Annotated in this window: 25 protein-coding genes; 17 read left to right on the top strand and 8 right to left on the bottom strand. The window is 34.4% G+C overall.

What is annotated here, in order from left to right:
• The 9 genes from AC4FQX_RS11145 to AC4FQX_RS11105 form a co-directional block, all read left to right on the top strand.
• Window positions 1–654, top strand: a 654-nt coding sequence (locus tag AC4FQX_RS11145) for a hypothetical protein (protein ID WP_491167774.1), incomplete at its 5' end; no start/stop codon positions are given.
• Complete coding sequence (locus AC4FQX_RS11140) at window positions 648–941, top strand: hypothetical protein (RefSeq protein ID WP_491167773.1); 294 nt, start codon at window positions 648–650, stop codon at window positions 939–941. The genes AC4FQX_RS11145 and AC4FQX_RS11140, both read left to right, overlap by 7 nt.
• 265 nt (window positions 942–1,206) lie before the next feature.
• Complete coding sequence (locus tag AC4FQX_RS11135; RefSeq protein WP_491167772.1) at window positions 1,207–1,467, top strand: hypothetical protein; 261 nt, start codon at window positions 1,207–1,209, stop codon at window positions 1,465–1,467.
• Window positions 1,468–1,547: 80 nt separating this feature from the next.
• Window positions 1,548–2,144, top strand: a complete 597-nt coding sequence (locus AC4FQX_RS11130) for a hypothetical protein (protein WP_491167771.1) — start codon at window positions 1,548–1,550, stop codon at window positions 2,142–2,144.
• Between the two features lie 2 nt (window positions 2,145–2,146).
• The gene (locus tag AC4FQX_RS11125; protein WP_491167770.1) at window positions 2,147–2,425 is read left to right on the top strand and encodes a hypothetical protein; all 279 of its coding nucleotides are present in this window, start codon (window positions 2,147–2,149) and stop codon (window positions 2,423–2,425) included.
• Window positions 2,426–2,544: 119 nt separating this feature from the next.
• Entirely contained in the window at window positions 2,545–3,408 is an 864-nt protein-coding gene (locus AC4FQX_RS11120; protein WP_491167769.1) for a hypothetical protein, read from the top strand.
• Between the two features lie 8 nt (window positions 3,409–3,416).
• Window positions 3,417–3,677, top strand: a complete 261-nt coding sequence (locus AC4FQX_RS11115) for a hypothetical protein (RefSeq protein WP_491167768.1) — start codon at window positions 3,417–3,419, stop codon at window positions 3,675–3,677.
• Between the two features lie 257 nt (window positions 3,678–3,934).
• Window positions 3,935–4,408: a hypothetical protein gene (locus AC4FQX_RS11110; protein WP_491167767.1), complete on the top strand. Its 474-nt coding sequence runs from the start codon at window positions 3,935–3,937 to the stop codon at window positions 4,406–4,408.
• A gap of 426 nt (window positions 4,409–4,834) precedes the next feature.
• Window positions 4,835–5,317, top strand: coding sequence for a hypothetical protein (locus tag AC4FQX_RS11105; RefSeq protein ID WP_491167766.1), 483 nt, complete (start codon window positions 4,835–4,837; stop codon window positions 5,315–5,317).
• Between the two features lie 213 nt (window positions 5,318–5,530).
• Here the strand turns inward: AC4FQX_RS11105 and AC4FQX_RS11100 are convergent, their stop codons facing one another.
• Window positions 5,531–6,886 carry a saccharopine dehydrogenase family protein gene (locus tag AC4FQX_RS11100; RefSeq protein ID WP_491167765.1) on the bottom strand — a complete coding sequence of 452 codons (1,356 nt, stop codon included), beginning with the start codon at window positions 6,884–6,886 and terminating at the stop codon, window positions 5,531–5,533.
• A 115-nt stretch (window positions 6,887–7,001) separates the two neighbouring features.
• Between AC4FQX_RS11100 and AC4FQX_RS11095 the strand changes: the two genes are divergently transcribed.
• Window positions 7,002–7,385, top strand: a complete 384-nt coding sequence (locus AC4FQX_RS11095) for a DUF423 domain-containing protein (RefSeq protein WP_491167764.1) — start codon at window positions 7,002–7,004, stop codon at window positions 7,383–7,385.
• An 82-nt stretch (window positions 7,386–7,467) separates the two neighbouring features.
• Entirely contained in the window at window positions 7,468–9,069 is a 1,602-nt protein-coding gene (pckA, locus tag AC4FQX_RS11090) for a phosphoenolpyruvate carboxykinase (ATP) (protein ID WP_491167763.1), read from the top strand.
• Window positions 9,070–9,152: 83 nt separating this feature from the next.
• Here the strand turns inward: pckA and AC4FQX_RS11085 are convergent, their stop codons facing one another.
• Both AC4FQX_RS11085 and AC4FQX_RS11080 read right to left on the bottom strand, forming a co-directional pair.
• Window positions 9,153–9,902, bottom strand: coding sequence for a uroporphyrinogen-III synthase (locus AC4FQX_RS11085; protein WP_491167762.1), 750 nt, complete (start codon window positions 9,900–9,902; stop codon window positions 9,153–9,155).
• Window positions 9,903–9,922: 20 nt separating this feature from the next.
• Window positions 9,923–10,621 carry a DUF4271 domain-containing protein gene (locus tag AC4FQX_RS11080; RefSeq protein WP_491167761.1) on the bottom strand — a complete coding sequence of 233 codons (699 nt, stop codon included), beginning with the start codon at window positions 10,619–10,621 and terminating at the stop codon, window positions 9,923–9,925.
• 74 nt (window positions 10,622–10,695) lie between these two features.
• Between AC4FQX_RS11080 and AC4FQX_RS11075 the strand changes: the two genes are divergently transcribed.
• The 3 genes from AC4FQX_RS11075 (at window position 10,696) to AC4FQX_RS11065 (ending at window position 13,191) form a co-directional block, all read left to right on the top strand.
• The gene (locus AC4FQX_RS11075; protein ID WP_491167760.1) at window positions 10,696–11,421 is read left to right on the top strand and encodes a polyprenol monophosphomannose synthase; all 726 of its coding nucleotides are present in this window, start codon (window positions 10,696–10,698) and stop codon (window positions 11,419–11,421) included.
• 7 nt (window positions 11,422–11,428) lie between these two features.
• Window positions 11,429–12,769: a dihydroorotase gene (locus AC4FQX_RS11070; RefSeq protein ID WP_491167759.1), complete on the top strand. Its 1,341-nt coding sequence runs from the start codon at window positions 11,429–11,431 to the stop codon at window positions 12,767–12,769.
• A 65-nt stretch (window positions 12,770–12,834) separates the two neighbouring features.
• Window positions 12,835–13,191 (top strand): DUF4296 domain-containing protein, encoded by a 357-nt coding sequence (locus tag AC4FQX_RS11065; protein WP_491167758.1) that lies wholly within the window; start codon window positions 12,835–12,837, stop codon window positions 13,189–13,191.
• A 113-nt stretch (window positions 13,192–13,304) separates the two neighbouring features.
• Here the strand turns inward: AC4FQX_RS11065 and AC4FQX_RS11060 are convergent, their stop codons facing one another.
• The gene (locus AC4FQX_RS11060) at window positions 13,305–14,303 is read right to left on the bottom strand and encodes an NAD-dependent epimerase/dehydratase family protein (protein ID WP_491167757.1); all 999 of its coding nucleotides are present in this window, start codon (window positions 14,301–14,303) and stop codon (window positions 13,305–13,307) included.
• A 130-nt stretch (window positions 14,304–14,433) separates the two neighbouring features.
• On the opposite strand from AC4FQX_RS11060, the gene tyrS reads away from it, so the two are divergent.
• Window positions 14,434–15,726, top strand: a complete 1,293-nt coding sequence (tyrS, locus tag AC4FQX_RS11055; protein WP_491167756.1) for a tyrosine--tRNA ligase — start codon at window positions 14,434–14,436, stop codon at window positions 15,724–15,726.
• A gap of 240 nt (window positions 15,727–15,966) precedes the next feature.
• Here the strand turns inward: tyrS and AC4FQX_RS11050 are convergent, their stop codons facing one another.
• The 4 genes from AC4FQX_RS11050 to AC4FQX_RS11035 form a co-directional block, all read right to left on the bottom strand.
• Complete coding sequence (locus tag AC4FQX_RS11050) at window positions 15,967–16,947, bottom strand: LuxE/PaaK family acyltransferase (protein WP_491167755.1); 981 nt, start codon at window positions 16,945–16,947, stop codon at window positions 15,967–15,969.
• An 82-nt stretch (window positions 16,948–17,029) separates the two neighbouring features.
• Window positions 17,030–17,356, bottom strand: a complete 327-nt coding sequence (locus tag AC4FQX_RS11045; protein WP_491167754.1) for a T9SS type A sorting domain-containing protein — start codon at window positions 17,354–17,356, stop codon at window positions 17,030–17,032.
• A gap of 127 nt (window positions 17,357–17,483) precedes the next feature.
• The gene (locus AC4FQX_RS11040; RefSeq protein ID WP_491167753.1) at window positions 17,484–18,623 is read right to left on the bottom strand and encodes a beta-helix domain-containing protein; all 1,140 of its coding nucleotides are present in this window, start codon (window positions 18,621–18,623) and stop codon (window positions 17,484–17,486) included.
• Window positions 18,624–19,052: 429 nt separating this feature from the next.
• A complete protein-coding gene (locus tag AC4FQX_RS11035; RefSeq protein ID WP_491167752.1) occupies window positions 19,053–21,800 on the bottom strand; it encodes a TonB-dependent receptor in 2,748 nt (915 codons plus the stop codon).
• A 180-nt stretch (window positions 21,801–21,980) separates the two neighbouring features.
• Between AC4FQX_RS11035 and AC4FQX_RS11030 the strand changes: the two genes are divergently transcribed.
• Window positions 21,981–22,661 carry a response regulator transcription factor gene (locus tag AC4FQX_RS11030; RefSeq protein WP_491167751.1) on the top strand — a complete coding sequence of 227 codons (681 nt, stop codon included), beginning with the start codon at window positions 21,981–21,983 and terminating at the stop codon, window positions 22,659–22,661.
• A complete protein-coding gene (locus AC4FQX_RS11025) occupies window positions 22,662–23,714 on the top strand; it encodes a sensor histidine kinase (protein ID WP_491167750.1) in 1,053 nt (350 codons plus the stop codon). It abuts the gene before it with no gap.
• Window positions 23,715–23,770 lie beyond the last annotated feature (56 nt).

Here is a 23,770-nt window from a genome sequence, read left to right as displayed (position 1 = left end):
ATCTATACGACCAATTATTCAGGACCGATGCCGGATAATACGGGATTTGTCAATAATATGACAGGAAGTGCCGGAGGCATTCAGAATTATGGCGGAGATGGCAGTGGTAGTTTTATGGATTGGACACATAGAGTCGTTTATGAAATAGATCAGTATAATCCAATTGCCCTTGCTTGGGATGGTCTAAAAGGACATCTTACAGGATCAGATCGTTATGGTAATAGTTTATCAGGAGCACAATCTAGTGTTAAGATATTAAGTTCTGTTCCTATTATGAAAGGGGCTGGTGTTGCTTCGAATGCGATTAGTAATACAGGAATGAGGGCTGTTACTAAGGGAGGAGCAAGTGCTTTGGCAACTAATGGAGTTAAATTAAGCCAACACTTAGGACAACTTGAGAAATATGGAGCAGGAGGGTTCAAAGAATTAGCGAACGGAAGATTTAGATATTATGGACAAACAACTTTAAACAGAGGAAATACTAATTCATTTAGAATGGTCAGGGAATGGAATTCAACAACAGGAGTTAAACGTACTTGGTTTGAAACGTTAAATCCCAATGGAGGTGTAATTCAAGTTAGGCCTGAATTTGGGACAGGAATAAAAACACATTATTTATTTAATGGTACAGGAGGGTACCTCGGAAAATGGTAGTAAAAATTAACATGGTATTGAGGATTTATAATACTTTATTAAATGGAACATTTTCTTACGCTCAAGCTGATAGGTGGGCTTGGGATATGATGCTGAAATTTGATAATAATGAACTAAAATTTGAGCCTATAGAAGAAGAATCTTTGGTTTGGGAGCTTATTCAATTTCTATATGGGATTGATATGCCTGATATGAATGATAGAACCAAAACGGCAAGAACAAATCTTGATGTTATAGATTTTCTCAAGCAAAAAGGAGTTTATAAGATGATGCAATCCCTCGAATGAGAGATTGTGTCTTGTCCTGAAATAGGTTTACACAAAAGAGAAACAAAAAGGAAATATTTACTCCCTGCTGGCACGAGCCCAATGTCATTAAGTTAAGGGGTTAATTGATTGTATTTCAGATTTTTATTCTTTTTTAAATGCTGTCTTTTTTCTATATTTAAGAGGTAATTAAGTAATTTAGATTTATGCAAAAAAAACGGTTTTTAAGATTTTATTGGAAATTCAATCGGAAATTTTCAGTAACTATTTGAGAGATAAATTTAAGATGGAGCAAAAAGATTTTAGCAGAAAAAGAAAACAGTCTTTTTCGGGTACTATTTTATGTATGATTAATTTTCTGACCAAGAGCCTATCTCTTGAGATTGTTAACTTTTTAAGTTTTTTAAAGAGAAAAGGAATTCCTCAGGAATCTTTTACTAAAAGTGCATTTGTCCAAGCTCGAAAGAAAATAAAACCTGAGGTTTTTGATTATTTGAACCAAAAGTTGGTAGAAGAATTTTACACTGATAATTCCCAGCTGGCGTGAGCATCTTGCTCGTGTCCTAGTTCTTAATGTTTTAGTTTATTTTAACTCTAGGAAATAGTTTTATTGTGGTCACGAGCAAGATGCTCGCGCCAGCGAGGGATAATACGGGATTTGTCAATAATATGACGGGAAGTGCCGGAGGAGGAATCGGCGGTACTATAAAATCGATTGTACCGGATTATCAAATAGCTCCGGCAAGAAGCGAACTAAGTACCTTCGAAAATGTAATGAATTTTCTGGATGGAGGCAGAGCAATTACTCATAATGGTGCTGGGCTTCTGGTTGATAGAAATGGTTTTGCCACAGGATTTGCTCCTGTTGGAAGTTTAGGAGCTCTTGATTTAGTTGGTGGAGGGGGTGCTAAAATGGGGATGAAGGTTGTTGCTAATGGGGGTGCGAAGCTTTGGCCAGCAGCAAGTGGTGGAAGAACAGTTCTCAACGGTATTGAATATACGACACATGCATTGGAAAGAATGCAACCTGTTGGTACTATAATGAAAGGTGCTACATCATTTAGTCGAGGTATTCCTCCTTCCGCGGTTGAAAATGCAATTAAGTTTGGAAAAGTAACACCAGGAAATACAGCAACGGAAGTTGTACGGACTTTTGAAAATGTTCGAGTAATTACCAATAGACAAGGTACACGAGTTATATCTGTAATTAAAATAGGGAAATAAATATGCTATTCAACGAACATCAATTAAGGCTTTGGGATGATATGATTAAATCTATTGAGAGCTTCCGTAAAGGAGAATCACAGTATTATAATTTTGTTGGTGAATTAGAAGGGGCTTTGGATGCTGGAGAGTTCCAAAATAAGGAATTGATTGGGAAATGGTATGACCTTTGGACACCTTTAGAAATCTTACGTGCTCAAAAAGGAAATAGCGTAACTATTGAAGAGGCTAACAAATATCTATCGGATATGGAAGCGTTTTTAAAAAGTGTCTTGTCCTGAAATAGGTGTCTTGTCCTGAAATAGGTTTACACAAAAGAGAAACAAAAAGGAAATATTTACTCCCTGTTGACACGAGCATCTTGCTCGTGTCCTATGTATAATTCTAGAAAATAGTTTTATTGTGGTCACGAGCAAGATGTTCGCATCAACGGGGTGCTCAAATGGGTATATCCGCCGGAATAATCGGTATATCCTATATGGCAAACCGTTGGAATGATCCCGGATTTAAGAATTGGCGCGCTAAAAACCTGAATTTAAAAAATTGGGGAGATAAAGCAAAATCCGTAGGGAAATGGACCGAAAGAAATTATAAATCGATAGGGGATTCGATTTCAAAGCTTTTCAAAGGGAATAAGAACAAAACGGTCAAAGTAGCGATCTATACGACCAATTATTCAGGACCGATGCCGGATAATACGGGATTTGTCAATAATATGACGGGAAGTGCTACAAGTTTTGTTCAGTATGAATCGATTGTGCCGGATTATCAGATTGCTCCGGCAAGAAGTGAGTTAAGTACTTTTGGGTCTGTTATGAGGTTTTTAGATGGTGGTATAGTTACCCATAATGGAAGAGGGTTCTTTGTTAATAATGATGGATTTGCTACAGATATAGCTCCTGTAGGAGGTTTAGGAGCTCTTGATTTAGTTGGTGGAGGGGGATTTAATACTGTAAAAGCTTTTAAACATGCTATTTCTCCTTTTAAAGGAGGAGGATTGACAAATGTAGGACGTGCAGTAACAAAGCATCCGGAATATTTTGGTTTTAAATCGACAGAAGCCTTAATGAAAGTTTATAAAACACCAGGGTCATTAAATAATTTAGGATCATCTACGCTTAAAAACATTATACGAAATGGAATTAGAACAACAGGTGCTGGAGGGAGGTATCCTAAAGGTTGGGTTACTTATACTTTGCCAAATGGAACTGCGGCAAGTTGGGGATTAGATGGAACTTTTATAGGGTTTAGAGGATTAAAATAATAAATTTTATGAAAAATAAAAATATAAGAATAGAAGAAGTAGGAGATATTAATTTTGATTTCCCTTATTTAGAAGTTTTTTTTAATGAAAGTAAAAATCCTTTTTTAGAAATATCAATTTCAGAAGAAAAGAAGCTTTTTTTTAAATTTTATGCTTCAAAAGTAGATGTCTCAATAAATGTAGAAGATTGGGAATACATCCTTTCTATAGCAAAGGATTTTTTACCACAGGCATTAAAAAATGAAGATGATTTTTTAAACTTTGCATAGTGTCTTGTCCTGAAATAGGTTTACACAAAAGAGAAACAAAAAGGAAATATTTATTCTCTGCTGGCGCGAGCATCTTGCTCGTGTCCTAGTTCTTAATGTTTTAGTTTATTTTAACTCTAGGAAATAGTTTTATGTGGTCACGAGCAAGATGCTCGCGCCAGCGAGGGACTTTTAGAGGGTCACAAGGTCTATTCGAACTAGGGATTAATCCAAAAACAAAAGTGATTTATCATTTTAATTTTGTAAAATAATTGGATATGAAATTCAGTATTGATTATAATGAAAAAAAAGAAGATCGTTTGTTGATGTATGATATTGATGAATGTGCTTTTGATATTGAGCCAAGAGCAACAAAAGTAATAGATATCGATATAGCTTTAAACGCTCTTGAGCTTAATATTGATAGTGATAAAAGAATTATTGAAGTATTAGGATTTCTTAGAGGTAAAAGAATTAAATCAGCATTCGGTATTCCAAAATATAAGGAAGGTTCTTTGAAAGTTACAGATGATTTTGAAGTAGGAGTTGGCTCTTATGGTTTAAGTAAAGAAGATTTACCAGTATATATAAATATTCATACAGGTTGGATATGTATTGGAAACCCTGAAAAAATAGGTAATGCAGTTGAGTTTATCAATAACTGTGTTGCAGTTATTGATAATAATCAGGAGTTTATATCTCTTTGGCTAAAACCTCACCTGCAGGCTGGGCAGCAGGAGGAGCAATTATAGGAGGGACGAATGTGTCTTGTCCTAGAATAAGTTTACACATTTATATAATCTTTTTTAGGACAAGGCACCCTGTCTTGTCCTAAAATCACATGACAATGTAAAACATCCCGATTGCGCGGATTTTTAATCCGTGCCCTTAATGAAAAAGAGTTATAGGTATGTATTTGTGTTTGTATGATGAGCTCACGGATTGCAAATCCGCGCCATCGGATCGCTCGGATATATTGGCATAAGGGGATAGCGCGGAAATGTTTTCCGTGCCCGTAACGAAGAGCTATAAATACAAAACAGCTTGTTTAATAACAGGCTGTTTATATAGCTAGGATCACGGATTGCCCCCGAGGCTTTAGCTGAATTGAGTAAAGCTAAATCTGCAATATCTGGTACTTAGACAATCTTTACAAAAATTAATAATAATAAAAACTAATGAATTATATAACAACAATACCATTTTCTCTTGAAGACGTTCCGGGTGATCTTAAATTAGTTTATACCCCTTTTTCAAACAAATTATATTATAAAGGAGAATTAATAAAGAAGAAAGGGTTTTTCAGTAACTATAAGTTAGAAACAACAGATGGAAGAGTTGAAGAACTAAAAATACAAAGAAATTTAAAATTTGTTTATGCTGTTATTTTTCGAGGTCAGAGAAAAAATATTGAAGACCCTGTGTCAGCCTTAGATTATTTTATAGGATATTTACCCGTTTTACTTGTCTTTTTAGGAGGAGCTATAGGAGGAGCTATAGGTTTTCTTGCAGCGTCCTTTAATTTTAGTGTTATCCGACAAGAGTCTGGAGTAATGAAAAAATATACAATAGCAGTAGGTATAACCTTATTGTCTTTTATAGTCTATTTCATCTTGTCTCAAGCTGTACTTTTATTGATTACTACAATGAATTCATACTAAAATAGTATGTTTAATATTTAGGGTAAAATAACTATAACCGTTATAGTTATGTTTTGAATCATCCCCCTGCTGCCGGTGGTGGCGGGTTAGCGTAGAGGAAAAGAGTATTCAGTTCACAGTCTCAGTATTCAGTCGCTGTGCTCAGAACTTTAAACCTTAAACTTTAAACAAAAAAACCAACAGAACTAATCATTAAACCCTTTAATACTAACTTCAGGAATTATACCCTTTATAAGGAACCTCTGTTTCCTGAAAAACAATCCCATGTTCTTCCAGTTCCTTTAATATAGGTAAATAGACTTCTTCGCGGATAGGTAATTGTACACCCGGAGTAGTTATTTTTCCGTTTAAGATCTGTAATGCTGCGATGGCAACCGGTAATCCCACTGTTTTTGCCATTGCAGTATACGTCTGGTCTGTTCCCAGTGCGACCATTTTAGAATCGATCTGTTTTTTTACACCGTCAATTTCATAGCCGAATTTATGGTACATAAGGATCATATCTTTATCATGTTCCTCTAACGTCCATTGTTCCGTTAAGATCTTTTCCAGTATCTGAGCCGGAGTTGCATTTTTCAGACCAACGATTTTGTTCGGGTTGAATAGATCCAGTTCAATCAGTTTATCCCACATGATATCATCCTGATCGATCTTGAGCAGATAGCGTAGTTTTAGTTCCACAGAATCCGAGAGATTATAAGGTAAAAAAGAGTTGGTAAACTCTCTGTAGCTCATGCTCTCAGAGTTTTCCATGATGTAACTGTCATCTGTCATGCCCAACTGAACAAACATATTCCAGGCTTTAGAAAAACCGACACGTCTGATCGTTCCTCTATATAAGGTTAGGGCATCTTCCAGACCATAAACCGATTTATATTTCAGTGAATCTCGGTTGGCATAACCCTCAAATCGTCCATAACCCTCAATATCCAGAAATTCCGTTCTTTTAAAGAGCTGCTGATACGGGATATATTTATAAGTTCCTTCCTGCCGGAATTTAGCAACACCACCCTGTCCCGCTAAAACCACATTTCTGGGATTCCAGGTAAATTTATAATTCCAGGCATTCGTATCCGATTCCGGAGCGATTAATCCGCCACAGAAAGATTCAAATAAAATTATCTTACCACCCTGATTACGAATATCATGGATTACTTTCATGGCGCTCATATGATCAATACCCGGATCCAGTCCGATCTCATTCATAAAAACCAGATTATTCTCTTTTGCCTGTTGATCCAGAGCCTGCATTTCATCACTGATATAAGAAGCCGTCACCAAATGTTTTTTGTGTAAAATACAATCTTTTGCGATTTCAATATGCAGTCGGGCAGGGAGCATAGAGATAACTACTGTTGCTTGTCGTATTGCTTTCTGTCTTTCATCTTTATTCAGAATATCCAGTTGAATTGCCGTTGCATTAAGATGATTTTGAGTTTTTTTATGAGCAGCGACCAGTGACAGATCCGCAATAGTGATGTGCAGTTGTTCCTGTTCGGATTTATCCAGTAAATACCGGATTAAAGAAGCAGCAGACCGTCCCGCTCCGATGATTAAAATCGATCTCATAAAAGTTTCGTTTGTATATCTAAATACGAATGTATGAATTTGTTATATTTATAAAAAATAAAATCAATTCACAGCATCATTAATTTTTGCTATAGTTTTGTGTAAAATCAGTATCATGGATAGAAGAATTATTATAACAGCAGCTGTTTTCGGCATGATTGCCATTATATTTGGAGCTTTCGGAGCGCATGCGTTAAAAAAAGTATTAGAGGTAGATCAGTTGATCTCTTTTGAAACAGGAGTAAGATATCAGATGTATCATGCTTTCTTTTTATTATTTATAGGTGTTTATCAGGGAATAACACAAAAAACCAAGAAAACGATTTATATATTAGTCCTCTTAGGAGTGTTGCTCTTCTCAGGATCAATCTATTTATTGAGTACAAAAAATATAACAACTGTCGATATTAGTTCATTTGCTCTGATAACCCCTGTAGGAGGAATGTTGTTAATATTCGCATGGGCACTTTTGATTATAAAGGGTTTAGCTAAAAAGTAACAATATCTGCTTAAATTGTTGAGCTATACGGAATTTAATTTTTACTTTTGCAAAATTAATAACACAACTCAATATTAAAGTTATGGATAGTAATAGCCTATTTACGAAAACGATTTCGTTAGAAGGATTAGGGATTAAAAATGCAAATGTCAGATATCAATTAAGTCCTGATGAGTTACATGATTTAACAATAGAGAAAGGACAGGGAGTTGAAACTTCAACAGGAGCATTAGCCGTTAATACAGGAGAATTTACAGGTAGATCTCCACAGGATCGTTTTATTGTAAAAGACAGTATTACAGAGGATAAAGTGTGGTGGGGGAATGTAAATCTTCCTTTTGATTCAGCAAAATTTGATGCACTTTACGATAAAGTAACTGCTTATTTATCAGGAAAAGAAATTTTTGTTCGTGACAGTTATGTTTGTGCAGATTCCGATTACCGTGTAAATGTACGATCAGTTACAGAACTTCCGTGGTCAAATTTATTTTGTTATAACATGTTTTTAAGGCCGGAAGAATCCGAACTGGAAAATTTTACTACAGAATGGCATGTTGTATGCGCTCCCGGTTTTATGGCAGATCCGGCAGTAGACGGGACACGTCAGTCTAATTTTGCTATTTTAAATTTTACAAAAAAGATTGTTCTGATAGGAGGAACCGGTTATACGGGAGAGATCAAAAAAGGGATTTTCTCTGCTTTGAATTTCATTTTGCCTGTTTTCAGAAATACATTACCAATGCACTGTAGTGCCAATGTAGGAGAAAAAGAAGATACCGCTATTTTCTTTGGTTTATCAGGTACCGGTAAAACCACTTTATCAGCAGATCCGAAAAGAAAACTAATCGGAGATGATGAGCACGGATGGACAAGTGAAAATACCGTTTTCAATTTTGAAGGAGGTTGTTACGCTAAAGTGATTAACCTTACCGAAGAACACGAACCGGATATTTTCAGAGCCATTAAAAAAGGAGCACTTTTAGAAAATGTAGTTTTCAAAAAAGGAACAAACGAAGTAGATTTTGATGATATTTCTATCACGCAAAATACCAGAGTAAGTTACCCTATTTATCATATTAATAATGTTCAGCCGGGTTCCATAGGTAAAAACCCTAAAAATATTTTCTTCCTTACAGCAGACGCCTTTGGAGTTTTACCTCCCATCTCTAAGCTAACACCAGGACAGGCAGCATATCATTTTATTTCCGGTTATACTGCAAAAGTAGCAGGAACAGAAGCAGGAGTAAATGAGCCACAGCCAAATTTTTCAACTTGTTTTGGAGCACCTTTCATGCCTTTACACCCAACAAAATATGCTGAGATGTTAAGTGCTAAGATCAAAGAGAGCGGTGTAAACGTTTGGTTAATAAATACCGGATGGACAGGTGGACCTTACGGAGTAGGAAACAGAATGAAGCTGAAATATACTCGTTCTATGATTACTGCTGCTTTAAACGGAGAACTGAACAATGTAGAATTCGTTAAGCATGAAATATTCGGTTTGTCAAAACCACAGACTTGTCCGGATGTACCAAGTGATATTCTGAATCCGAGAAACACATGGGCTGACGGAGCTGCTTATGATGTAAAAGCAACTGAATTGGCACAGTCGTTTAAAAAGAACTTTACTAAATTTGAAGAGTTTGCAAATGCTGAAATTTTAGCAGGAGGACCTCTGGCATAAATTTGATTATTATATTCAACAAAAAGAGCTGTCATTTATTTGACAGCTCTTTTTATTTATAGTGTTGTTTTTTTAAAAAAACATCATTTTACTTTATTTACCTCAGCAATATACTTTTCTAAAGCCATTGTCATAGAAGGTGTTTCAGGAGTAGGAGCGAGAATATCTACTCGTAATCCATGTTCTATAGCTTCTTTCTGAGTTGTAGTTCCAAAAACAGCAATACGAGTCTCATTTTGTTTAAAATCAGGAAAGTTTTTAAACAAAGACTTGATCCCGGTTGGACTGAAAAAAGCCAGTACATCATAATAGACATCTTTCAAATCCGTAAGATCGCTCATTACCGTTTTGTAAAAAGTAGCCTGTGACCAAGTAACTTTTAATCCGTTCAGTGTTTGTGGTGCATCTGAGTTCAGTTGATCAGAAGCCGGTAATAAGAATTTCTCATCTTTATACTTTTTGATAAGAGGAGATAAATCTATAAATTCTTTTTGACCTACATAGATTTTTCTTTTTCTGTAAACTACATACTTTTGAAGGTAAAAAGCCACTGCTTCAGACTGACAGAAATATTTTAAAGTTTCAGGAACTTTATAACGCATTTCTTCAGCAACTCTAAAAAAGTGATCAACAGAGTTTTTACTCGTTAAAATAATAGCAGTAAAGTTGTTGAGATCAATTTTTTGTTGTCGGATGTCTTTAGCACTAACACCTTCAACATGAATAAAAGGTCTGAAATCAATTTTTACCTTATGCTTGTGTTGTAGCTCAAAGTATGGTGAATTTTCTACTTTAGGCTCTGGTTGTGATACCAAAATTGTTTTCACTTTCATATTTGAATTTTCTTAATGCCTTAACTTTTTGTAAACCAATAATACATGAAATAATAAGGGGCTATTTCGAGAGCGCAAAGATACAAAATAAAATAAAACAATTTACCCATAATCAATTTTTGATAATTCTTTAAAGAAACAAGATAAGTTAGTGTGCTTATTGCCAAGATAGTACCAATTAGTAAATAGATAAATAGTATCGGTGGATCATCATTGTAAAAAAGAATGATGTTAATAGGGAAAAGAAGTAGGCCTATGTAAGTTCTGTAACTGACTTTCTGCAGATTAAAATGTTCATTAAACTCTTCTATATCAAAAGAGGTTGCTATTATTTTTTCAACTAAAAATTTAGATAAAATAAAGAAACATAAAAGTGTAATAATCTGTATGAATGTTATGATATTTGTTTTAGTGGTAAATCCAAAGTAACTTAAGAGTAATTGTATGAGAAAAGAGAAAGATAAAATCTGAACAATGAATAAAAGAGTAGTAAACCAACCCATAACAGTACCGGCATCTTTGTAGATTTTCAAATATTTATTAGTATAGGCCAGTTTAATAAATTCATTAAACCTGTTTTCAAAACCTGATTTAGTGATTGCAATTAAAGCAAGAGTAAAGACAATTAGGATGGTTGCCCAGTCTTTGTTTTCAATTATCCTTTGATGCAGTTCTAAATTTCTCATAGTTGGTGCAAAATTAGTAATTTTATCAACCATTTTGTTTTATTATAAATTTATTATGTAACTGCGATTATAAAAAGTTTACTTTTGTACTGAAATTTATTATATATATGAGTGACGGTATTGTTATAATTCCTGCCTATAACGAGATTGAAAATATCGAGAGTATTGTTAGAGCTGTGTTTTCTTTACAAAATCTGTTTCATGTTTTAATAGTTGATGATAATTCGCCGGATGGAACGGCAGATGTTGTTAAAGAGCTTCAGAAAGAATTTGAAGGGAGATTGTTTCTTGAAGTACGGAATAAGAAATTAGGATTGGGAACCGCATATGTTCATGGTTTCAGATGGGCAATAGAACATGATTATCAGTTTATTTTTGAAATGGATGCAGATTTTTCTCATAATCCGGACGATCTGAAAAAGTTGTATGATGTCTGTCGGTTTGATGAGGCAGATATGGCAATCGGTTCCAGATATGTTACAGGAGTTAATGTGGTAAACTGGCCTTTGAATCGGGTTCTGATGTCTTATTTTGCATCGATTTATGTGAAAATGATCACAGGTATGAAAATACATGATGCAACAGCTGGTTTTGTTTGTTATAAAAGAAAAGTTTTAGAAAAAATAAATCTGGATAAAATACATTTCATAGGTTATGCATTTCAAATAGAGATGAAATACAGAACATATGCAAAAGGATTCGAAATAAAAGAAGTCCCTATTATTTTTACAGACAGAATAAAAGGACAGTCAAAAATGAGTAATGCAATTATAAAAGAAGCCGTTTTTGGAGTAATTGCACTCAGAATAAAAAAAATGCTTAACCGATTATAGAAATCAGATGAACAAGGTATTAATTAAGAATGCAAGAATAGTAAATGAAGGAGTAATCTTTGAAGGAGATGTACTAATTGAGAACGAATATATTGTTGAAATAGCCACCACTATTAGTCCAAAATCGTCAGATATTAAGATTGTTGATGCAGAAGGAAGCTATCTGCTTCCGGGAGTGATTGATGATCAGGTGCATTTCAGAGAGCCCGGACTGACGCATAAAGGAGATATTTTTACAGAATCCAGAGCTGCAATTGCAGGCGGTATTACATCGTTTATAGAGATGCCGAACACAAACCCTCAGGCCGTTACTCAAGAGGCACTTGAAGCAAAATTTGACATTGCAGGAACTTCCTCTTTTGCAAACTATTCGTTTATGTTGGGAGGAACAAATGATAATTTAGAAGAAATTCTGAAAACAGATCCGAAAACAGTTGCCGGAATAAAATTATTCTTAGGCTCATCAACCGGAAATATGTTAGTAGATAACGAAGAAGTGCTGGAAAAAATATTTTCAAGTACTCCGATGCTGATTGCCGTTCATTGTGAAGACGAAGAAACGATTAAAAATAATTTAGCAAAATTTCAGGAAGAATATGGAGAGAATATACCTATGAGATATCATCCCGAAATAAGAAGCGAAGAAGCTTGTTATATATCTTCTTCAAAAGCAGTTGAATTAGCGAAGAAAACAGGTGCCCGTTTACATGTGTTCCATGTTTCAACAGCAAAAGAAGTAGACTTGTTTACCAATAAAATTCCTTTGGAAAATAAACAGATCACGGCAGAAGTATGCGTACACCATTTATGGTTTACAGATGAAGATTACAATAAAAAAGGAACACTGATCAAATGGAATCCCGCTATTAAAACGGCAAATGATAAAAAAGTACTTTGGGAAGCATTACTGGATGACAGACTGGATGTAATTGCGACTGATCATGCCCCTCATACCTTAGAAGAAAAAAACAATGTGTATACTAAAGCCCCTTCCGGAGGTCCGTTAGTACAACATGCTTTAGTTGCCATGTTCGAAGCACATCATCAGGGGAAAATCTCTGTAGAAAAGATCGTTGAGAAAATGGCTCATAATCCGGCTAAAGTTTTTAAGATTCATAAAAGAGGATTTATTAAAGAAGGATATTATGCCGATTTGGTTTTGATTAATCCCGGATTGCCATGGAATGTAAAAAAAGAGAATATTTTATATAAAGTAGGCTGGTCACCCTTTGAAGGAGTTAATTTTAAATCAAGAGTCACACATACATTTGTGAACGGGCAGTTAGTATATCAGAACTTTAAAATAAAAGAAGTTCGTTGCGCTCAGAGATTACAATTTGACCGTTAACACGCCCTTTTTGTATTTTTTAACGGTTCTTGAAACCAGATGATTTTAAAAATGAATATTTAAATATGAGAATAATAGCTTTATTGTTAGTTACCGTATTGTTTTTTGCATGTAGTGAGAAATCAGCTGTTGAGAAGCCGGATAAATTGATTAGTGAAGAAAAAATGGTTGATATAATCTATGATTTGTCTATCGTACAAGCGATTAGAAGTGTAAACCCAACCAAGCTGGAACAGAAAAAATTGACCCCTCCCTCTTATATATATCTGAAATATAATATTGACAGTTTACAATTTGCACAAAACGAACGGTATTATGCCTCCGATATCGAATTATACGAAAAGATGTATGATGAAGTAAATAACCGATTAGTGAAAAAGAAAAAAGCTATAACCGATTCAAAAAGTGCAATTAAGAAGTAGGCAGTTTCAGTAGCCTTTGCAAACCTTGCGAATTACCTATCTTGCGTCCTAGTGGTTAAATCAGTAAACAGTTTTTCCGTTTTACTTTTTACAAATAACATTTTACAAAACTATCAATTATTGTAGTTTCTCGCTATCTCGTTAATATAATTTCTGATATCTTTAAAAGAGTACTGTAATGTAGCTGTAATTTTCTCATTAGAATAGTGATCCTTTGTATGAGAAGATTTAGCAGCAGCTTTAGAGAGTGTTCTTCTTTTGTTCAAAAATTTAGATAAAAACCAATCCACTTTCCATGCAATTTTGGTCATCCATGGTCTTGCATAAACAGAAGGAGCTTTTACCTTTAAAGCAGTAGCGATAGTTGTAGTAATATCCTGAAAAACAATATTCTCAGAGATTAGTGTAAATCGTTCCCCTTTAATTTCACTTTTCATTAATTGGAACATAATAGCCACAACATCCGTTACAGCCACAAAGCCGGAAGAACCTTTTGTATAAAAATGAAGTCCTTTTGCTATTCGACTGAAGATTTCTCCGCTACCCTGTTCCCAAAAACCGGGACCAAAAATAACACCGGGATTAACAATAACGATTTTAAGTCCCTCTTCCTGACCACGCCAAACTTCCATTTCAGCACCGTGTTTTGTAATAGCATAATCACTGTGAGGCTTATCCACAAGCCATTCTGTTTCTTCTGTGATGATTGATTCATGATCCAATAGATCACCTAATGCTGCAATAGAACTAACATAACAAAGTTTTTTGATTTTATGATCTATAGTCAAATTGACAATATTAGCAGTTCCTTCAATATTGATTTTTCTTAAAAGGTTCTCCTGTTTTGGATCAAAAGAGATGTGCGCCGCACAGTGGTATACATAACTGATTTGCTCAAAAGCAGTTTCAAGAGAAGGAATATTCGTTATATCTCCCTTAATCCATTCAATTTCAGGAAACAAGTTTTCTTTATTATAATATTTAAAAAGTTGTTCAACTTTTACAATGTTTTTCTTATTTCGAAATAATGCGCGTACCCGTTCTCCATTTTCCAGTAAATGAAGTAATAAGTGGGATCCAACTAAACCTGTACTACCTGTAACCAATATCATAGAAGCAAAGTTAACAATTATCAATAACCGAAACACTATTTGAACGGAATATATATAACTAAATTAGCAGGCAAAGGGTAACTGATTTTACTGAATTGCCTATCTTTGGGGCAAATTATTTACATAAAAAATGAAAAATTTTATTGAAGAAGTAACTTGGAGAGGCATGTTACAAGATGTAATGCCAGGTACAGAAGAACATTTGTTAGAAAGTATGCGTGTGGCTTATGTTGGAATTGACCCTACTGCAGACTCACTTCATATTGGGCATCTGGTAGGAGTGATGCTTTTGAGACATTTTCAATTATCCGGGCATAAACCTCTTGCTCTGATAGGAGGAGCAACTGGAATGATAGGTGATCCCTCAGGAAAATCTAATGAAAGAAATTTATTAGATGAAACCACTTTGCGTCACAATCAAGAAGCGATCAAAAATCAGTTATCCCGTTTTTTAGATTTTACTTCAGATGCACCCAATGCAGCAGAATTAGTAAATAACTATGATTGGATGAAAGAATTTTCTTTTCTGGAGTTTATTCGTACAGTAGGAAAACACATCACTGTAAATTATATGATGGCAAAAGACTCTGTAAAAAAACGTCTTTCAGCAGATTCAGCAGAAGGGATGTCTTTTACAGAATTCTCATATCAGTTGTTGCAGGGGTATGACTTTTTACATTTGTTCAATGCCAAAAAATGTACCCTTCAAATGGGAGGAAGCGATCAGTGGGGAAATATTACAACAGGAACAGAATTAGTGAGAAGAATGCAGGGAGGGAAAGTATATGCATTGACCTGTCCGTTGATTACCAAAGCTGACGGAACAAAATTTGGTAAATCAGAAGGAGGAAATATTTGGTTAGATGCTCAGAGAACCTCTCCATATAAATTTTATCAGTACTGGGTAAATACATCAGATGCTGATGCAGAAAAATACATTAAGATTTTTACTTTCTTATCAAGAGAAGAAATTGAAAAATTATCAAAAGAACATCTTGAAGCTCCACATTTAAGAGTTTTACAAAAACGACTGGCAGAAGAAATCACCATTATGGTACATTCTAAAGTTGATTTAGAGAATGCAATCAAGGCTTCCGAGATATTATTCGGAAACTCAACCTCAGATGATCTGAAGCAGTTAAATGAAGCAACTTTTTTAGATGTTTTCGAAGGAGTTCCACAAGCTGAGATCTCAAGAAAAGATATCGAAGCAGGTTTAGAGATTGTTACTGTTCTGAATGAAAAATCAGGATTTTTAAAATCAAATGGAGAAGCAAGAAGAGCCTTAACAGAGAATTCTATTGCTGTAAACAAAGAGAAAGTAACAGAAGATTTTACTCTCACAGCAAAAGATCTGATCAATAATAAGTTTGTATTATTACAGAGAGGTAAAAAGAATTATTTCGTTTTACGAATTGTATAGATCAAAAATAGAGAAGCTGTCTGAGAAGGCGGCTTTTTTTATTGATACCGATTTAACCGCTAAGGGGATTTAACCACAAGGACGCAAGGGTACTCGCAAGGTTCGCAAAGCTTATAATAGTTGATGGTTTTGTATATCGCTGAGAACTGAGACTGAAAACTATTTACTAATATTCACGTTAAGACTTTTGACATTCTGACTAAATTACGGATACTGAAAACTGTGACTGAATACTTTTTACTACAATACCATTAGATTACAACCGCGAATATCTGAGTTATCAAAACGTCCTAATACTTCAAAACGTCCGTTTAAGTATTTTTTACCCAGATCCTGAGTAGCAATAAAAGAACAAGAGTTGATGTTAGCAAGATCGATTACATTAATCCCTCCTGTTTTTCCTTCCTCGATATAGGTTAAGGCATCTTCCGTATCTCGTATCATGATATTCATCCATGGTGGGCATTCAAATATTCCGTCTCCCAGAGAATAAGCCTGAGATAATAATTCTGTCATGCCATATTCAGAGTGAATAGAATGTACACCAAAACCATTACAGAGTTGTTCATGTAGTTCTTCACGGATCATTTCCTTTCTTTTTCCTTTCATGCCGCCTGTTTCCATAATGATCACATTTTTAAACTGAAAATTTTGTTTTTCAATCAAGTCCAGTAAAGCATACGTAACACCAATCAGAATGACGTTTTGTCCGGATAGATCCAGTTCTGTCAGTTTTTTAATTAGCTCATCATGATTAAACAGATAAAAACCACTGTCAGGGTTATTGGAAAGCCGAATCAGATCTTCTACCATATAAATAAGAGAAGAACCTTGCCTTTCCAGGTAAGAAGGTAATAGTGCTAATACAGCATAGTCTTCAATATTTCCATAGAATTGAGCAAAACCTTTACGGTAGCTTTCTTCATACAGAGAAACATCCGTTATTAAATGTCTACTGGTGATGCTTCCTGTTGTTCCGCTACTGGTAAAGGTTTCCTGAGCAGGATCAGTAGAAGATAGTACAGTATGGCTTTTAAAGAACTGGATGGGTAAAAAAGGGATTTGTTGTAAAGTTTTCACTTCTGTTTTCCCTACTTTTAATAGGTCGCAGAATTCTCGGTAAACAATGTTATGGTCATATTGAAAACGAAACACTTTTAGTGCTTTCTTTTCAAATTCTTTTTGACTGTTACTATTAAAAATGTCGGTAGTTAGGCTCAAGAGAATAAATTTTAGCAAAAGTACACAAAATAAAAAAGCATCCGCCGGAGGTTGGATGCTTTTAATATGATTATAGAAAAAATTATTTTATAATTAATTTTCTGGTAACAGCTGCGTCTCCTTCTTTTATTTTGATAATATATACTCCCGGTGAAAGATTGGAAACACTTAATTCTTTTTCGTTAATTACTGTTTGTAAAACAACATATCCTAAAACATCAAAAATTTCGATCTCTTTACTTTTATCTGCTTTAGTAGTGATAAAAATTTTACCATTGATTACAGGGTTTGGATAGAAACTAAACCCGTCAATAGTAGCCTCTTGCTTCTTTTTTACTGTCTGTGCAGAAAGATCAAAAGAGGTAAGTGATAAAGCAATAAAAAAAATATAAATGTAGTTTTTCACCATAGTTAAAATTAAAACGTGTCAAAGATACTAAATTTATTACCAAATAGTATGCCAAAATATAATAAAAAAAAGACCCTTTAACATAAAGGGTCTTTCTTGGTAATACAGTGGTTTTGATAAATACGTGTTATTTCATCCAGCCCATCCATGTTGGAGGTAATGCTCCGTTACCTGCTCCCGTAGCTTTATCATTAACAGTGTAATAAGCAGGGAAATTTGAAGTAGCAGTAACATTGTTTATGCTTACATTAGTAACAGGATGTGCAGCAAATTCAGCCTGAGTTTCTTTTCCGTCAAAATTGATACCAAAGCTTTTAGTAGCTCCTTTGAAACCGGAAATATAAACATTATCTATCGTTCCTTTTGTTCCTCTTCTTAACATTATTCCTGCCTCACTTGTTACAAGCGGATTGTTTCTTCCGATAAGAGTAATGTTTTTCAGAGTAGGATTAGATATTGGAGCTAAGAGCGGATTAGTTGAATTATTATCAGCCTCGATCCCTCTGCTGTCAGAAGAAAAAGCAGTAGCAGATGACTGATCAGAATATAAATTTGTAGCAGTGCCGTTCCATCCCTCTGTCCAGTCAAAAGAATCATCCTGACAGCCGATTGCAGCAAGATTAGTAGCATTTACAGAACCGCCAAACCATTCGAAAGCATCGTCAGAACCTTGTCTTACAAGGATATTATCTACAGTCGTTCCAGAACCTACAGCATAGAAAGTAACACCATTAAATTCTGCTTCCGGATTGATAAGTGCACCAGAATATTCAACAATAAGATGAGAATAGATACCGGAATTATCTGCCGGATTAGTCCCTCCATAACGTAATCCTGTAACTTCAGCCTGTACATTTGTACCTAAATTAGTAATAGCGTTTCCGCAGATTACAATACCTCCCCAGTCTCCAGGAGCAGGATTTGCTTTAGTAGATGTAAAACGAATTGGATTGGTTTCCGTTCCTTTAGCAATGATTTTCCCTCCCTGTTTAACCGCTAAGAAAGCTACTTTTTCTGCATCTTTTTCCGCATAAGCTTTAATAGTAGTTCCTGCAGGGATTGTTAAGGTTACTCCGCTGTTAATAAATACTTCTCCTTTTAAAGTATAAACAGTATTGGCATTTAGCGTCATATCCGTAGTAATATCCCCTATTAATTCTCCAGTTGCAGGTACATTAACATCTTCATCGCTACTGTTGCTGTCACTACTGGAACAACTGGTGAAAATAAGACTTAAAATCGTTAAGCTGAATAATAATTTTTTCATTTTGAGATAGTTTTTAGTTGTTTAATTATGTTATGCAAATATGAGATTTGTTCACGTCAAGACAGTTAACAGATTATTATCTAATTATTATAATAATCTGATATTATTGTTATTATAATGTTATTTGTTTAATACTGAAATAATATACGATGTACAATAAGGTTGTTAGTTGTTAGTTGTTGGATTTTTCTTGTAAACCTTTGTAAATCTTTATTATCACGTAATCTATTACGCGCTAGTCGGAGACTGACAAACACTTTCTCTAAATCGGAGATTTTGCGAAGCAGTAATCGAACTATTGAATAATCCAAAAATCAAATCATCGTACTAAGTTTTATTATAAATCAGTCAACCTTAATTAGACACCTTCACATCTCACATTTTACTTTTTTCAAACTAACAACCAAGCACCAACAACTAACAATCAGATTAAAACAGGTCATATTTTAATCCTAAACTGAAAAACAGACCAGTTCTGAAAGAATAAACATCAATATCTCCCTGTGCGTTTTCCTGTACTCTTCGAATCTTACTGTCCAGTATGTTTTTTACATTAAAACTCATGGTAAGGTGTTCCCCGATTTTGGCACTGGAAATAAAATTAAGAGTTGGTATTCCTTTCTCGACAATATTTCCTTTTCCGAAAGAACCTAAAGAATAGATTCTGTCATGAAAATAATTACCTACTAATGAGATAGTTGGTCTGAAAGCTCCATTATCCAGTATGTAAGTGATATCTGCATTTACTAATAGAGGAGAAGCACCCTGTAATCGGTCTTTATCAACATTGAAGTTTACTGAATTATTAGTCTCTTTTGCTACTTTTTCCGAATCTAGCTTTTGTTCAGAGTACATATAAGTAAGGTTAAACCCTGCGGATAAATTTTGTGTATCATTTATATTCCAGATATTTTTTCTGATCTCGAATTCAGCCCCTACGATATAAGCATAGTCTCCCGCATTTACAAAAGTATTATCGTTTAGGGCAGAGTTTAGTAATACTTTGCTGATAGGGTTTTTGATGTATTTAGCAAAACCCGTTAAAGAAATTAATTCATCCGTTTCCGGAAATAATTCCCACTTAATATCAAAATTATAGTTATCAGATGGTTTTAAGAAAGGATTACCTACTGAGTTTTCTCCAATACCTTCATATCTGAAAGGAGCCTTTTCTTTGAATTCCGGTAATGTATAGGTTTTACTTAAAGCAAAACGTAAATTCTGATTGTCCTTAATTGCATATTTTAAAGTAGCAGAAGGTAATAAGAAGGTTTTGTCGATAGTTGCATCTTTAAATGTAACACCCGATAAAGAAATGTTAGTGTTCCAGTCCATTGTCTGATTTATTTTTTCCGCTCTTAAACCAACAGTATAAGTCAGTTTATCCGATAGATTCTGTTCAAAGCTCACAACCCCTGCATGAATGCTCAGATCCCCTGTATAAGTAAATGGTTTTAAACTTCTCACACGACCCGTTGTAATGTTATATGTACCGTCAATATTAGGAACTGTGCTCAGATGATCCGGATTTAAAAAGTCATCAATTGTGTTTTTAGTAACCGGTATTCGGTTGGTACTGTTTGTGATCCTGAAATTGAATTGAGTTGCCTCAAAGTCTCTCGATTTAATTTTTCCGTTATAACCAAATCTTAGTTTTCCGTTATAATTATCATTGCTGTCTTTTAAAAGTTTATAAGTAAACATCGCTTTTGCAGAGAATTCATCCTCTTTAATTTTTTGGAAATAACGGTTGTTAGAAGAAGGAGAACTAGTATTATAAGAGTAAACTCCATTGTCCAGTATCAGATTATTAGTGATACGATCCGGCATATCCGCATTAACAATGCCATAAGAAGCGCCCCAGTTAAAGTCTAGGCGATCATTAATAGAATGATCTCCCAGTAATTGATTCACAAATAGTTTATTTTGTTCCGTTAATGTTTGTCGTGTAAACTCAAAACGATTATCCCCTTGCCCCAGATAACTGTCATATTCCCCTACAGTACTGCTAGAAGAATTAATGAAAATACTGTTTACTTTTATCACATTTCCGGAATTTATCTTATATCCGAGATTTGCCATTAATGTGGTTTTAGTCATAAATTCATATTTATCCACGTTGTAGTAATCAACAGCAATATCATCATTTGAATTAGATACCACTCGTTGGAATCCGTTTTTATATTTATATCCGTTTTCATAAGAGGCATTTGCAAAAACACTGATTTTCCCTTCAGAGCCTACATCAAAACCGGTTCCTCCGGAAATCCCAAAGTTTATATTGACCGGTTTCCCTTCATTATTAGGTGTCCATCGCGTTTTGAACTGATATTTGTTAACCGAATTAGGTCTTTTTATAGTATAAAAACCTGTTTTTTCTATTCCGTCCGCAACTTTAAAATCTGTTCCGAACGCATTGTTGTTTAGTCCACTTCCAATCTCAATTCTGAGTTTTCCACGACCAGTATGTTCCTTAGAAACAATATTGATATTCGCACCACCCATATCACCATATAATTGTGTGTCATATGTTTTACTGACCCCGATAGACTGAATTACATCTGTAGAAAAAAGATCCAGAGCTACGTTTTTGTTTTCCGGTTCGTTAGACGGTAAAGGGAGTCCGTTTAATGTCGTACTGTTATAACGATCATCCAGTCCCCGTACAAAAACACCACTATTGCCGTCTTGTTTTGAGATTCCTGTCATTTTCGTTACTGCCGATCCTGCATCACTAATCCCTTTTCTCGATAGTTCCTGAGCACCTATACTTTGCGTTATTGTAGCTGCTTTCTGTTGTTCCAGTAATAAAGCAGATTCTTTTTCTCTGCTTACCGTTTTATGAATAATAACATCATCAAGCAAAAGGTTGTCAGATCCCAGAGCATTATTAATGATTTTCTTTTCACCAGCTTTAATCATAAAAGGGATTTCACTGTTTTCGTATCCCAGAAAACTAAAAACAAGAACATAACTGCCCGGAGCAAGATCAATAGAATATTTTCCATTACTATCTGTAGATACTCCAATACCGGTATTCTTTATCAATGCGTTAGCAAATGGTAAAGGTTCATCTTTAATTTCTTTACTTGTTAAGATTCCGGATACATTGCCTTTCTCCTGAGCAAATCCCATTGTAAAAATAAAGAGAGAAATGAATAATAGTTTAAGTTTCATTAGTTATGTGTTTTATCTGGAGCAAAGGAATACTACTATTGTAAAGTTGAGGTTACCTCCCTGTTACCTTTCTGTTTCATATTTATTATGAAATAGTTAACACATTAAATTATAGTAAATACATGCAATCGTTTTGTTTTATATTTACATTTACAATCGCAAACAGATACAGCTCCTATTATGAAAAAAAAAGAAATCAAAATCTTATTAGTAGATGATGAACCAGATATTCTAGAGATTGTAGGTTATAATCTCTCCCAAGAAGGTTACCAGATTATTACCGCTGTAAATGGTAAAGATGCCATACAGAAGGCAAAAAAAGAACTTCCTCATCTAATAATCATGGATGTTATGATGCCCGAAATGGATGGGATGGAAGCTTGTGAAATCATAAGGAAATTACCAGAACTCAGTAATGTGATTATTGCTTTCCTTACAGCAAGAAGCGAAGATTATTCACAGGTAGCAGGATTTGATGCCGGAGCAGATGATTATATTACTAAACCGATCAAACCAAAAGTTCTGGTAAGTAAGGTTAAGGCGTTGTTAAGAAGGCTGAAAGAAGAACAAAATATAGATACTCTGAACGTTGGAGGGATAGAGATTAACAGAGAAGAATATAAGATTGTTAAAGAAAATAAGGAGATTATTTTACCAAGAAAAGAATTTGAATTATTTTATCTGTTAGCTTCAAAACCAGGAAAAGTCTTTAAAAGAGAAGAGATTTTAGATAAAGTATGGGGTAACGAAGTGATCGTTGGAGGAAGAACAATAGATGTTCATATCAGAAAACTAAGAGAAAAGATAGGAGAAGAATTATTCAAGACAATCAAAGGTGTAGGATATAAATTTGAGATATAAATGCCTATAAGTTTTAGAAAGACATACAAATTTGCTATAAAATCAGCATTTTATATTACTCTTTTTTCCACCCTCTTTACTGCAGGGCTAACTGCATTTTTCTTTCAGTTCTCAATGAAGTTCTGTGGTATTTTTGCTGTTTCAATGTATATTTTCTCCTTTTTTATGCTACAATACAGAGTAGAGAGATTTATCTATAAAAGAGTCAAAAAAATATATGATAATGTTTCCCTTTTGGAATCCAGTTCCTTGAGAGAGTATCCCATCACTACAGATATGGAAACATTAACCCGTGAGGTTCAGAAATTTGCCAGCGACAAAAAAATTGAAATAGATACATTAAAAATTCGTGAAGAATATCGACGTGAATTTCTTGGAAACATATCTCACGAGCTAAAAACACCCTTATTTACCGTTCAGGGATATTTACTTACCCTTCTTGACGGAGCGATGGATGATAAGAATATCCGTAAAAAATACCTTCAGAGAGCAGAAAAAGGTGTAGAGCGGTTGATTTATATCGTAAAAGATCTGGATATGATTACCAAACTCGAAACAGGTGATGTTAATATGAATTATTCCGAGTTTAATATTGTTGAGGTAATTCAGGGTGTATTTGATCTACTTGAAATGAAAGCTTCAAAAAAGAATATCATGCTCATGTTCGATATGAAGTATTATAAACCGATCAAGGTCTATGCAGACAGAGAAAAGATACAGCAGGTTGTGACTAATCTGGTTGTTAATTCCATTAAATATGGAAAAGATGATGGAACAACAGAAGTAAGTATAGAAGATTTAGTTAATAATAAGATCATTATCAGGATAACTGATAATGGAGAAGGTATTCAGAAACAAAATATCCCAAGGCTTTTTGAGCGTTTTTACAGAGTTGACAAAAGTGGAGCCCGAACAGAAGGAGGTTCCGGATTAGGTTTAGCGATCGTAAAACATATTATAGAAGCACATAAAGAAAAAATTTATGTGAAAAGTCAGTTCAAAGTAGGGTCTGAATTTTCTTTTACACTTGAAAAGGTAGTAAAAGAAGACTGATTTATTTTCCAAATATTCTAAAATAGGATTCTTTACAGTAGTCTTGTCTCTGAAAA

Source organism: Flavobacterium sp. AK-301 (assembly GCF_058310215.1).
Note: the sequence above shows the minus strand (reverse complement) of the source record. Positions and strands in the feature narration are given on the sequence as shown.

Coding starts and splice junctions, on each gene's coding strand:
- AC4FQX_RS11030 (WP_491167751.1), top strand. CDS start 21,981: ATGAAAAAAAAAGAAATCAAAATCTTATTAGTAGATGATGAACCAGAT.
- AC4FQX_RS11075 (WP_491167760.1), top strand. CDS start 10,696: ATGAGTGACGGTATTGTTATAATTCCTGCCTATAACGAGATTGAAAAT.
- AC4FQX_RS11115 (WP_491167768.1), top strand. CDS start 3,417: ATGAAAAATAAAAATATAAGAATAGAAGAAGTAGGAGATATTAATTTT.
- AC4FQX_RS11130 (WP_491167771.1), top strand. CDS start 1,548: ATGCTCGCGCCAGCGAGGGATAATACGGGATTTGTCAATAATATGACG.
- AC4FQX_RS11060 (WP_491167757.1), bottom strand. CDS start 14,303: ATGATATTGGTTACAGGTAGTACAGGTTTAGTTGGATCCCACTTATTA.
- AC4FQX_RS11070 (WP_491167759.1), top strand. CDS start 11,429: ATGAACAAGGTATTAATTAAGAATGCAAGAATAGTAAATGAAGGAGTA.
- AC4FQX_RS11035 (WP_491167752.1), bottom strand. CDS start 21,800: ATGAAACTTAAACTATTATTCATTTCTCTCTTTATTTTTACAATGGGA.
- pckA (WP_491167763.1), top strand. CDS start 7,468: ATGGATAGTAATAGCCTATTTACGAAAACGATTTCGTTAGAAGGATTA.
- AC4FQX_RS11125 (WP_491167770.1), top strand. CDS start 2,147: ATGCTATTCAACGAACATCAATTAAGGCTTTGGGATGATATGATTAAA.
- AC4FQX_RS11065 (WP_491167758.1), top strand. CDS start 12,835: ATGAGAATAATAGCTTTATTGTTAGTTACCGTATTGTTTTTTGCATGT.
- AC4FQX_RS11095 (WP_491167764.1), top strand. CDS start 7,002: ATGGATAGAAGAATTATTATAACAGCAGCTGTTTTCGGCATGATTGCC.
- AC4FQX_RS11025 (WP_491167750.1), top strand. CDS start 22,662: ATGCCTATAAGTTTTAGAAAGACATACAAATTTGCTATAAAATCAGCA.
- AC4FQX_RS11105 (WP_491167766.1), top strand. CDS start 4,835: ATGAATTATATAACAACAATACCATTTTCTCTTGAAGACGTTCCGGGT.
- AC4FQX_RS11140 (WP_491167773.1), top strand. CDS start 648: ATGGTAGTAAAAATTAACATGGTATTGAGGATTTATAATACTTTATTA.
- AC4FQX_RS11085 (WP_491167762.1), bottom strand. CDS start 9,902: ATGAAAGTGAAAACAATTTTGGTATCACAACCAGAGCCTAAAGTAGAA.
- AC4FQX_RS11040 (WP_491167753.1), bottom strand. CDS start 18,623: ATGAAAAAATTATTATTCAGCTTAACGATTTTAAGTCTTATTTTCACC.
- AC4FQX_RS11110 (WP_491167767.1), top strand. CDS start 3,935: ATGAAATTCAGTATTGATTATAATGAAAAAAAAGAAGATCGTTTGTTG.
- tyrS (WP_491167756.1), top strand. CDS start 14,434: ATGAAAAATTTTATTGAAGAAGTAACTTGGAGAGGCATGTTACAAGAT.
- AC4FQX_RS11100 (WP_491167765.1), bottom strand. CDS start 6,886: ATGAGATCGATTTTAATCATCGGAGCGGGACGGTCTGCTGCTTCTTTA.
- AC4FQX_RS11080 (WP_491167761.1), bottom strand. CDS start 10,621: ATGGTTGATAAAATTACTAATTTTGCACCAACTATGAGAAATTTAGAA.
- AC4FQX_RS11045 (WP_491167754.1), bottom strand. CDS start 17,356: ATGGTGAAAAACTACATTTATATTTTTTTTATTGCTTTATCACTTACC.
- AC4FQX_RS11135 (WP_491167772.1), top strand. CDS start 1,207: ATGGAGCAAAAAGATTTTAGCAGAAAAAGAAAACAGTCTTTTTCGGGT.